The organism is Leeuwenhoekiella blandensis MED217 (genome assembly GCF_000152985.1).
In the GTDB taxonomy this organism is placed as follows: domain Bacteria; phylum Bacteroidota; class Bacteroidia; order Flavobacteriales; family Flavobacteriaceae; genus Leeuwenhoekiella; species Leeuwenhoekiella blandensis.
In genome coordinates this window covers 536,873-547,942 of the sequence record NZ_CH672395.1, presented here as the reverse complement: position 1 = coordinate 547,942, position 11,070 = coordinate 536,873, and the positions used below count along the sequence as shown (strand labels likewise).

General features: G+C 38.0%; 11 protein-coding genes. 2 read left to right on the top strand and 9 right to left on the bottom strand.

The features are described 5' to 3' along the window. Positions 1–59: 59 nt before the first annotated feature. Complete coding sequence (locus MED217_RS02375) at positions 60–884, top strand: RteC domain-containing protein (protein WP_009778874.1); 825 nt, start codon at positions 60–62, stop codon at positions 882–884. Positions 885–1,010: 126 nt separating this feature from the next. Here the strand turns inward: MED217_RS02375 and MED217_RS02370 are convergent, their stop codons facing one another. From MED217_RS02370 to MED217_RS02355, 4 genes are all read right to left on the bottom strand, one after another. Beyond that, on the bottom strand, positions 1,011–2,114 hold the full coding sequence (locus MED217_RS02370) for a nucleotidyl transferase AbiEii/AbiGii toxin family protein (RefSeq protein ID WP_009778873.1): 1,104 nt from the start codon (positions 2,112–2,114) through the stop codon (positions 1,011–1,013). Next, positions 2,107–2,874, bottom strand: a complete 768-nt coding sequence (locus tag MED217_RS02365; RefSeq protein WP_009778872.1) for a DUF6577 family protein — start codon at positions 2,872–2,874, stop codon at positions 2,107–2,109. Before MED217_RS02365 ends, MED217_RS02370 begins: the two co-directional genes overlap by 8 nt. 152 nt (positions 2,875–3,026) lie before the next feature. Beyond that, positions 3,027–3,782: a hypothetical protein gene (locus MED217_RS02360; RefSeq protein WP_154648892.1), complete on the bottom strand. Its 756-nt coding sequence runs from the start codon at positions 3,780–3,782 to the stop codon at positions 3,027–3,029. 6 nt (positions 3,783–3,788) lie between these two features. Next, on the bottom strand, positions 3,789–4,199 hold the full coding sequence (locus tag MED217_RS02355) for a protein NO VEIN domain-containing protein (protein ID WP_009778870.1): 411 nt from the start codon (positions 4,197–4,199) through the stop codon (positions 3,789–3,791). A gap of 409 nt (positions 4,200–4,608) precedes the next feature. Here MED217_RS02355 and MED217_RS02350 point away from each other — a divergent pair, with 409 nt between their 5' ends. Beyond that, positions 4,609–5,058 (top strand): hypothetical protein, encoded by a 450-nt coding sequence (locus MED217_RS02350; protein WP_009778869.1) that lies wholly within the window; start codon positions 4,609–4,611, stop codon positions 5,056–5,058. A gap of 135 nt (positions 5,059–5,193) precedes the next feature. On the opposite strand, the gene MED217_RS02345 is transcribed toward MED217_RS02350, so the two are convergent. From MED217_RS02345 to nhaA, 5 genes are read right to left on the bottom strand one after another with little or no spacing between them, the layout of a single operon-like run. Further along, a complete protein-coding gene (locus MED217_RS02345) occupies positions 5,194–7,125 on the bottom strand; it encodes a heavy metal translocating P-type ATPase (protein WP_009778868.1) in 1,932 nt (643 codons plus the stop codon). A gap of 12 nt (positions 7,126–7,137) precedes the next feature. Beyond that, positions 7,138–8,136 carry a sodium:calcium antiporter gene (locus tag MED217_RS02340; protein ID WP_009778867.1) on the bottom strand — a complete coding sequence of 333 codons (999 nt, stop codon included), beginning with the start codon at positions 8,134–8,136 and terminating at the stop codon, positions 7,138–7,140. Between the two features lie 2 nt (positions 8,137–8,138). After that, positions 8,139–8,819, bottom strand: a complete 681-nt coding sequence (locus MED217_RS02335) for a lipoprotein signal peptidase (RefSeq protein WP_009778866.1) — start codon at positions 8,817–8,819, stop codon at positions 8,139–8,141. A gap of 44 nt (positions 8,820–8,863) precedes the next feature. Beyond that, positions 8,864–9,655 (bottom strand): cation efflux transmembrane domain-containing protein, encoded by a 792-nt coding sequence (locus MED217_RS02330; protein WP_456237217.1) that lies wholly within the window; start codon positions 9,653–9,655, stop codon positions 8,864–8,866. A gap of 10 nt (positions 9,656–9,665) precedes the next feature. Next, entirely contained in the window at positions 9,666–11,015 is a 1,350-nt protein-coding gene (nhaA, locus tag MED217_RS02325; protein WP_009778864.1) for a Na+/H+ antiporter NhaA, read from the bottom strand. Between the last annotated feature and the right edge of the window lie 55 nt (positions 11,016–11,070).

Below are 11,070 nucleotides of genomic sequence, written 5' to 3'. Positions count from 1 at the left end.
ATAATGAATTATTACAAATTCTTAAAAAAATAATCTAACCAATAAGCCCCAAATCTATTGTGCATAAACTTATTCAAACAATTTTAGAAAATTATAAAGAAGAAATAAAAGTAGTTGAAGAATCTAATTTAGATGATTTCAATAATGTAGAAAAAGGAATTTCCATTTCCAGGCAATACTTACAACAACTACGGATATGTGTTAGGGAAAATGAATTCGTTGATAAACAGAACGAAATTATTTTCTTTAAAAAACATAAACCCTATGTCTACAGTAGATTAAAGTTTTATGCAAAACTCTATAATTTCTTAATAAACAGACCTGCTGGAACCATAAAATCTCAACAGGATTTTATCGATTCTGAAATAAGCAGACTACAAGAAAGTAATGGACGTAATATAGATTTTATCAAATACTACAGAGAGGGTTCTGAGCTTTTGGATGAATTTTATTTTTTAAGAGGTAAGGACAATATCAGTTTGGTCTCAAACACCTCTCATTTTTACACGGATGCTGAATTTTCCACAAGCCACGATAATGCCATTGCTAAAATTATGGCATATGACCTATTAATTAGTCATTACTCTGAGGAATTGAATAATTTGAGAGGATTATCCTATGGCATACCGAATAAGCTGAATACTCTATCAAACGGTGAGCGACTTGGTTGGACTGCTTCAAAAACAGACCTAATTGAGTTGATTTATGCCTTACAAGCATCTGGGGCAATAAAAAGTGGTTCACGGTCTAATATTAAGAATATAAACGAGCTGATTGTAAAGAACAAAACCCATTCAAATACTGTTATTCTTCTTGACCTTCCGGGAAATATCCCAAAAAGTTTTGTCTGCGGAAATTCATTTTCAAAAGCATTAGCCAGATAGTTTGATGAAAACTTGTGACCTATATTGGATATTTTATCCACGATAATAGGATATGCTATACCCAAAATTGCGATGTCGATAGCGACACAGATTTCTATAATATACTTTAATTCCATTCACATTAATTTACAATAGTTCTACCGCCTTGTACCAATAATAAAATATAGATTTATCGGGTTGGCGTTTTAATCTGTTCAAAAAGGCCCAATCCGGATTTTTAATAACCAATTCCTTTGTATCCTGATTCTCATAATATTCTATTTCAACATCTTCTTTTTGTAGAATAATAGCATTCAAATAGGCTACTTTGGCCGAAGCTGCCAATGCTTCTTCAATCCTAAAGTTCCCTGTCATTAAAAATGCGCTACCAAAGCTTCGTATGCCAGAGCTTAAATCTGCAAATTTCTTTTTCTTTTCAGCAGTTGGGTTACGTTCTCGTCTTGCCATAATAGCACAGGTATTTATGGAATCCCATAGCACATCCTTTTCATTGAGTTTCCTTTTACTAAAATCCTTGTCCGAACTTCGATAGGATAGTTCTGCTTTCGCGAAAGCTGAAAAACTTTTCTTTACCATTGCTACATCAGTAATATTTTCAAAAAGTTTTCCCAAGTCGAACAATTGCTTGCAGATTTCCATTGCAAATAACTGGTCGCCTTTGTAGAATGGTATGCCTATGGTATCTGGTGCAAAAGCTGTTAGCTTATCGCCACAAATAGCGTTTACCGAAGGCGTAGTAATTGTTGTAGCAGTTCCATCAATGGAAAGCCAAGGTGTTTCAATGGGCGATTCTATAAGTTCTGGATAGTGCGGACTGTCAAAAAGGATATCCAATAGAATGGTTCCAGGAACGTTTGGATTATATACCGACTCGAACTCAAAGGTGTAATGTGCCTTTGGAACACCTTCCTTATAACTTCTATGCTCATTAAGCACGTGCTTTTTGAAATGTGAATTGGCTACAACTACATCCAAAATTTCTTCTAATTTATCACGCTCTACGCTCGATATAATATCGATATCAATAGAAAATCGGTTCCCTTCTTTTAGCAAAAGCACAAGTGATGTTCCCCCTTTGAAAACAAAATCGAGTCCTGAAACTTTTAAATGTTCGAGTAATGATAGTGCGTGAACCATTTTTTCCAGAATGGTTACATCGATTCCCTTATGTTCCTTTTTTGCACGGAAGCCATTCAGCCATTCCTTTTCAAAACTTTTGTTGTTAATCATATTGAATATCTTCTAAAAAATTTGGAATGTTGTTGCTTATAAACTGCTTTATTTCCTGTTCTTTTTTTCTTCGCTTGGCATAGCTGAACAACTTTGTAAAATTGATGCTATATCTATCAATTATTTTCTCGTAGATGTTTACCATTTCAGAACCTTGGTAAAAATGTAGCAGAGTTTCATCTGCAAACAGGTCCACCATAATCTTTTCAAGTGTTGCAATGGGCACTACCGCTTTTTTATTTTTTATTTTTTGTATGGGTGCCCTTGTCACCAAACGTTTAATAATAACTGGCACGTTACTTTCTGAAATATAGAATTGAATTTCCTTTTCATCTGGATTTAGGAAAAAATCCATTCTTAGATTATCATTTAGGTAGTAATAGAGTGAGTCTACAAATTCTTTTTCTACTTCGACGACAATCATTTGATTTGACGTCTGGTGCTGAGAAAACTCATTGAGCCATTGGGTTTCCCAAATGGCATATTTTATGTCTTCAAAACGCTCATTGGTTTTACGGGCTATCTTGAACACACTATCTGATAGAAGAGGTTTATATTTAGGTTTATAGGAAATAACATAAAGTCCACGACCAATGGTTTTAATTATGTCCTTTTTCTTCAGGTCATAAATTCGCCAACTAAATGTACTTTCTTTTAGATCCGGTTCGAAATCCAGGTAGAAGTTATATAGCGCATCCCTATCAAAAGAACTACGGTCTTTGAAAGCTTCTATCAGTTTATTTTCAATAATCTTTGGCATAGTTAAAAATCAAAACTTTGCCAAAAATACAAAAAAGTGGCGAATATTTGAAAACAAATTGTTGCCACTATATAGATTAAGTGGTAATAATTGGAAATTAAACCTATCTAAATTCAGACAAACTTAGAATATGATAATAGCAAATACATATGTTACTGTTTTGGGTTCAATAAGGAAAGGAATTGCAACGATTTCAATTTTATCTCTTCAATCACAACACTATTCTTTTCAGTCTCAAGTAATGCCCAATATTTGGATTCGTTCCAAACAAATTCTCTTGTTAGACCAGAACCACGTTGATTTATAAATCCCCAGAACCAAAGGTCGTCCCAAACTTCCATTTCTTCAGAAGAATAATTATGCTGTAGCAGTTTATTAATTTTATGGAAATTCCATTTAATTGTTGGGTCAATACGATGGAAAATTGCTTCAATTACAGCATCGACAGGTAAGAAGATTTTTTCTTCTTTGTCAATGATTTTCGGCGCATCGTCCCATATTGAATTTTGAAATCCATACTTACCATTATGTAAATGATAAATGGTTTTGGTAAATAAGGCAGATGTTTTGTTGCCCCATCCTTTTTGTCTCAACATACCATAGTAAAGAGATTCATAATTATAGGCACCATTTTCTTTATCTGTTAGAAAATCGATGAATGCCTTAAAACTATGAAGCTGTAATTTATTCGAATATACTTTCTGAAAAAAAGGTGCGAGTAAATCAATTTTAGGTTGGCTTTGTGTATTCGCTACGTGATGAAGAATTGAATACAATTTATCTTCGAGTGAATCGAACGGCGCTAAAAACCGGTTATAAGAATTTGACTGAAGCCTTTTATTATAATATCTGTTCTCATTCAAGAAATGCAATAAAGAAGATAATTTGGAATTCATTGTTGTATTCAAAATCAACTATTTTTCAAGGGTTACCGTTCCATTAGCATTAACCCAATAATGCTGTATACCTATCTTATTGAGCTCTGGAATAATACTGGCTATTGCTTTTCTTATTTGTTCATCCTCGGGATGCGCAATGGCAATTTTTGCATTTGGGAACGCAACTTTGGTTTCTAAGCATTTAATAATTGCTTTACCCAAATGAGTTTTAATCTGTCCAGAGTTGAAATAATCTCGTCGCTTTGTTGGCGAATCCTTATGTGCTTTTGCACCTTTTACCTCAATTAATAATTTTTTGCCATTCTTAACAGCTACAATATCATATCCTCTCGTTTGGCCCAAGCAATAACTCTCTATCTCATAGCCTTGTTGAACCAAATGAGGCATCAGTAATTCAATGGTTTTATTTTCCGTTAGTTTTTCCATTTAAGCTAAAATTTCACACAATATAACTGAATTAAAAAACAAATAGACTTTGTGAAAAATAAGACGGATTTCAAGCGAATTTAATTCACGATTTTGGCACGGGAATGTAGCCCTTCGATTACACTCAAGATAAATGTTCCTTCCCAGAGCCATCGGGAAGGGTTAACGGAATGAGAAGCTGAAATTGGGAATTGTGTTCAAGATTTGTGTGGTGAAGCTCATTTCACGAAATGAAGTGGTCGTCTACTTTTTTCAGCAGGCGAGCGTGGAATGTAGGGGAATGTGCTGAGTGGGTTTTAAACAGTTTACAAGAATGGATATTCAAATTATAGATTAAAAATTAAATACTAAGGATAGGGTTTTTCCCGTTATGTTTGTTTTATATATGATAACCAAATCTTAATGAATTATGAGAATTACGAAATTCTATTTTATGCTTTTAACCATTGTCGCTACCACGGTCTTTGTAGGCTGTAGTGACGATGATGATAGTGACACGATGGCTCAGGTGAGTGTCGACGGAACTGTATTGTTTGATGATGGTGACGATTTTAATGGTGATGTGGACGGTGACTTCACAGGTAACGGTGGAAGCGCCACAAGGACGTTCCTCTGGATGAACAATTTGACCACAGCGGACTATAATTCGGATATAACCGCCTCAGCCGAAGGCACTTTTAATATGCTGGTTTTGGATGCTGACGGAAATACTGTATTGAACAGGTCTCTTGATGGTGCTTCAGAACCGGATTCCTTTTCTGGGGTGACTGATGCAGGTGCGTCTGGCATATGGTCGGTTACAATCAGCCTCAGCTCTTTTAATGGTGACGGAAGCTTCTCGTTGAGCGAGGGCAACTAACAAAATTGGAATGTCCAGCAGCCTCTATAGAATTTTGTAGGGGCTTTTCTAAGAATGAAGCGGCAATATGCTGAGTGGTTTACGTACACTAAATGTTTTTGTTTAATTGCTGTCCCGTAAATAATTATATCATTTTTAATCCCATTTCATCTTCTGCAATCGAACAGCATTGAGAATAGCAAGGAAAGCAACGCCCACATCAGCAAAAACAGCTTCCCACATTGTCGCTAATCCACCTGCCCCGAGAATGAGTACAATAACCTTTACACCAAAGGCAAGTCCAATATTTTGCCAGACAATTCGTCGCGTTGAACGACCAATTTTAATCGCTCGTGCAATCTTGCTCGGTTGGTCGGTCTGTATGATAACATCAGCTGTTTCAATGGCGACATCGCTTCCTAAGCCGCCCATCGCAATACCTACACCACTTGCTGCTAAAACGGGTGCATCGTTAATTCCATCACCGATAAATGCGACTTTCGTATTAGGTTGTTTTTTGAGCTCTTCAACCTCATTAAGTTTATCTTCAGGTAACAGTCCGCCTTTTGCCCAATCGATGTTCAATTCTTTTGAAACTTGTTGAGTTATTGAATCCTTGTCGCCTGATAGCATTATAATTTTGGAAATTCCTGAATCCCGAATTTGTTTAATGGCTTGGTGTGCATCATCCTTTAGTTCATCTGCAATGGTTACATAACCTGCAAATGTTCCATCAATGGACACTATAATAATTGATTCTACGATACCATCTGTTTCCGAAGGGACTTCTATGCTGTTTGAGGTCATCAAAGCTTTGTTACCTACCAACACCGTTTTTCCGTTGACTTTTCCTTTTAATCCCTTTCCGGCAACTTCCGAAACATCAGTCGCTTCATAATCCGAGCCGTCTGCTTTATATTCGAGTATCGCCTTTGCAATGGGATGTGTAGATTGTTCTTCCATCGCCATCAGGTACTTCATAAACTCGGTTTCTTCAAATGTGATGGAATTGATTTCCTTGATTTTGAAAACGCCTTTGGTAACGGTTCCTGTTTTGTCCATTACGACCGTGTTCACTTGGGTCATTGCATCGAGAAAGGAAGCACCCTTGAAAAGAATACCGTTGTGGGATGCCGCACCCAATCCGCCGAAATAGCCCAGGGGAATAGAAATGACCAGCGCACAAGGACAGGATATTACAAGAAATATCAATGCTCGGTACAGCCAATCCCTAAACACGTAATCATCCACAAAAAAGTAGGGTAAAAACGTAAGTCCGATGGCAAGGAAGACAACGATAGGCGTATATATCCGAGCAAATTTTCTAATGAATAATTCGGTCTTTGATTTTCTGGCGGTTGCATTCTGCACCATATCCAGAATTCGTGCAATGGAACTGTCTTTAAATTCTTTAGTAGTCTCGATTTCGATTACGCCATCAAGGTTGATACTTCCAGCAAAAACGGTATCGTCTTTAGCAATAGTATCAGGTTTGCTTTCACCTGTCAAGGCAGCGGTATTAAAAGAACCCTTTTCAGAAAGCAAAATACCATCAAGCGGAACTTTCTCGCCCACACGCACCTGAATCTTTTCACCAATCTCAACAGTCTCGGGATTGACTGAAACAAAATCGCCATCACGATAAACCAATGCCTCGTTCGGACGGACATCAAGCAAGGCTTTTATATTTCCCTTAGCACGGTTGACCGCTGCATTTTGGAACAGTTCGCCCACGGCATAGAACAACATTACGGCCACACCTTCGGGATATTCGCCGATAGCGAATGCCCCTAATGTGGCAATGGACATTAAAAAAAATTCAGTAAAGAAATCCCCATTTTTGATACTGTTCCACCCTTCCTTTATGACGGGAAAGCCAACTGGAATGTAGGCGACGGAATACCAAACGATTCTTATCCATCCTTTAAAATGTGGAAATGCTTCAAAGTAATCAATAGCAATTCCGGCTATCAACATTACAAAGCTGAATATGGAAGGGATGTATTCCTTAATGCTCAGTTGTGATGAAACCTTATTTTCAATTGAAGGATCCTTGAGGTCTCTTAGATTTAGTTTTTTCTTTTTCATATATGTTTTATTTTAAAATAGTTTTAGAACAAAAAATACCATTGTCAATAGATAGACGATATAGGCTGCATCGAACGCGAATATCTGCCATCTGCTAAAACCGTGAAGTTCCTTGCTTTGATGGACAAAAAGGGAGTACAAAAGCGGCATCAGTCCAACGAAGGCAAGATTCACCCAAAACAACTGGAAATCTTCGATAGGGGTAGTAACCAGCGCCAACGGGAAAAAGGCGACCGTCATCGTAACAGCATTATCTGCGATAACACTAGTGGTGCCTGCCGTTACTTCGCCTCCTTTCACCACGCTCCAGGTCTTAAATATTTCAGGCGCGGTGGTCATTATACCCGTGATGAACAATCCCCCAACGATTTCAGAAATATTCAGGGCCGAAACAATATTTTCTGTTGCCTTAACAATAAAAAAAGCACCCACAGCTATGGCCAGGGCCCCGGCCACGGATAACCAGACTTTCTTTTTGTCCCATTCTACTTTTTCGCCCTTTTCCCTGCCTTTTATAATGGCATGCGTTAAAAAAGCAGCATAGGCAGCCAGCATAATATAGCCATCGATGGGTTGTAATCCACGCCAGGCTTTGGGAAGGGTTAGTATAGCTACCAAAGCAATGATTGCCAGGTAGGGGATGGACAATACCGAAACAGAACGTTTGTTCAGAGCCAGTAGGTTGGCATCCAGATGTTTTTGGTGTTCCTTATTATTTTTAAATTGCTTTCTGGAAGCGAAATAGGCTATGCTAACCATCAACGGAATGGAAATTATATTGGAACCCAAAAGGTTGCCCAGACCAATTTCCGATACTCCCCGGGCTGCACTGGTAACGTTTACAGCTACCTCGGGGCTGGCGGTCACAATGGCAAGGAGAGCTGCTCCTGCAGAAGCTGTAAGCCCCCATTGCTTACGGAGCATCTTTAAAGGCGTCAAGAGTTGGTCCGCACCCCAATGGGCAGCCCAAGCTGCCAATCCCAATACTACTACCCAAAGCCAAACGTTCATAACTAATCGTTGTTTATAATTTTTCTGTTACCCTCAGTATATTTCAACTTTTTATTTTCCGATATTTTCTGGTCTTTTTTTTGTTGGCTTTGAAAGATCAGGAGTAAAATCACTCCCGTGCTAATCCAGACATCTGCGGTATTAAATACAGGGTCAAAAAAAGTAAATTGATTACCTCCCCAAAATGGCAGCCATTCCGGAAGCCTTGTATCAATAATGGGAAGGAACCACATATCCACGACATTGCCATTTAAAAATCCAGCATATCCACCCCCTGACGGGAATATTTCTGCAACGTTTTGTACTGCCGGATCACTTTTTTCAAAGATCAGTCCGTAAAATGCACCGTCAATCAAATTACCCAATGCACCTGCGTATATAAATGCTGCACAGATTACAAAAACCTTTGCATATCCTTCACGTATCATCTTTTTGATATAAAAAGTCCCCCAAACAATGGCGGCCAGCCGAAATAGGATCAAAACAAGCTTGGCCAGATATCCCTCCCCAAACTTAAAGCCCCAGGCCATTCCGGGATTTTCCAAAAAATGCAAGCGAAACCAATCCAGGCCAAATACGTAGTACTCCTCGCCATAATAAAAATGGGTCTTCACATAAATCTTTATGGTCTGGTCTATTGCCAACAACAGTAAAATCAATAATGCTACACTACTTTTATTCATAATTTCCTATTGTTTCCCAACGTCTTGTGCAACATATATTTGCATTATTTAGATAATTTTAAAATTCTTATGGCGCCCCGCATTACAAACGTGAAGACGATGCCGCCAATCACTAAATCGGGCCATTTACTATTCAGAAAATAAACCAGCACCCCAGCTACTATAACACCACCATTAACAATAATATCATTGGATGTAAAAATGGCACTTGCCTGCATATGGGCCTCCTTACTTTTAGCCTTGTTTATCAACCAAAGCGAAATAAGGTTCCCCAGTAGGGCTAAAATGGAAACTACAATCATCCACTGGAACATTGGTGTTTCACTACTGGTAAAAAACCTTCTTAATACCTCTGCAAAACCAAGTGTTGCCAATGCCATCTGAAAATACCCGCTGAATTTTGCCACCTTCTTTTTTCTGGAAATGGCACCACCTACTGCAAATAAACTTAGCGCATATACTATCGAATCTGCCAGCATATCCAACGAATCTGCAATAAGGCCCATAGAAGAAGAGATCCACCCCATGGTCATTTCGATAATGAAAAAGCCGAAATTTATCCCAAAGACCCACCAAAGGATTGTTTTCTGTTTGGATTGGTCTTCTATTACGGGAGGATCGGCTTCTTCGGTCCCTTGGAAGGAATCCCCAAGGTTTAAACTGGCTATTGATGTTTGTATATCTTCGATTCCATTCACATGATATACTTCCAATTTCCTGTTGGGAATATCAAAATCCAAATATTTCACTTGTGTATAAGCCTCCAACTTCATCCGGATCATCTGTTCTTCTGAAGGACAGTCCATTTGACTTACTATAAAAGTACTTTTGTTCATTTCTCCCATATCACTTAACTATATTTTTCTTTCCTTTATTGGAAGTTAATAAGAGAATTACCGCACCGCCAATAGCTGCAAGTAATGAAGCTATCAAAATGCTTATTTTCGAAATTTTAATCAATTCCTGATCATTAAATGCGAGATTGGTAATAAAAAGGGACATGGTAAAGCCAATTCCCGCAATCATACCAATTCCAATTATATGTTTCCAGTTTAGTGTAATATGTAATTCGGAAACTCCAAGTTTTTGCCCAATCAATGTAAAAATACCAATCCCTGTTACTTTACCAATTGCTAATCCCAAAAGGATCCCCAACCCTAAAGAACCGGAAACAACCTCAATTAAATTTACATCGAGCTTTACTCCCGCATTCGCGACTGCAAAAACAGGAATGATAAAGAAAGCATTAAAATCAACAAGGGAATTTTCCAGTTTGAGCAAAGGAGGCCTTGAATTCTCAGTATCTGTTTTAATGGCTTTTAAAATTTTTCGTTGTTTTATATCCTGAAGAGGATTTAATTTTTCTAACTCTGCTTTCTCAAGATCAGTAACGTTTGTGGCAGTCCTTTCTTTGAATTTTTTACTGTCTAATTTGGGCACTATTGGGATGGTAATGGCAAAAAGTACTCCCGCAATTGTTGGATGGATACCTGAATTAAGGAAGCAATACCATAAGATGATACCTATAATAATATACCAAATCAAATTTTTGACCCCAGTCCAATTCATTAATAATAATAACCCAAATGCCCCCATGCCCGATCCAAGGTATATCCAGCTCAACTCGTTGCTATAAAACAATGCTATCACCAATATGGCACCTATATCGTCAGCAATAGCGAGGGCTATTAAAAATGTTTTTAACTGCCTGGGGACATTTTTCCCCAGTAGGCCAATTATCCCTAGTGAATATGCGATATCGGTAGCCATAGGGATGCCCCAACCCTTTATATTTTCAGTGCCTAAATTTAGGCTAATAAAAATGAGGGCCGGAACTGCCATACCACCTAAAGCTGCCAACAAGGGGGCTGAGGCTTTTTTAATTGAAGATAATTCCCCCACCATAACCTCCCTCTTCAATTCAAGGCCGGCAACCAAAAAGAAAATTGCCATTAGGCCATCATTGATCCATTCTTCAATTATTAGCCCAAAACTAAGATGCTCGGAAAATTCAAAAAGCAATTCATCACCAAGAAAATGATGATAGGCACCTGCCCACTGTGAATTAGCTAAAAGAAGGGCAACTATAGTAGCAATTATTAAAAAAATCCCCCCAGCTGTTTCCCTGTCGAGGAACTTTGTTGCCGTTTCCCTGATATACCCAATAGTGGATTGATTTCGAACTGATTGCCCCATTTGATCTTATCTATTTTTTGAGTTTATTACTTAAACCTTAATTTTTCAAAAAGCT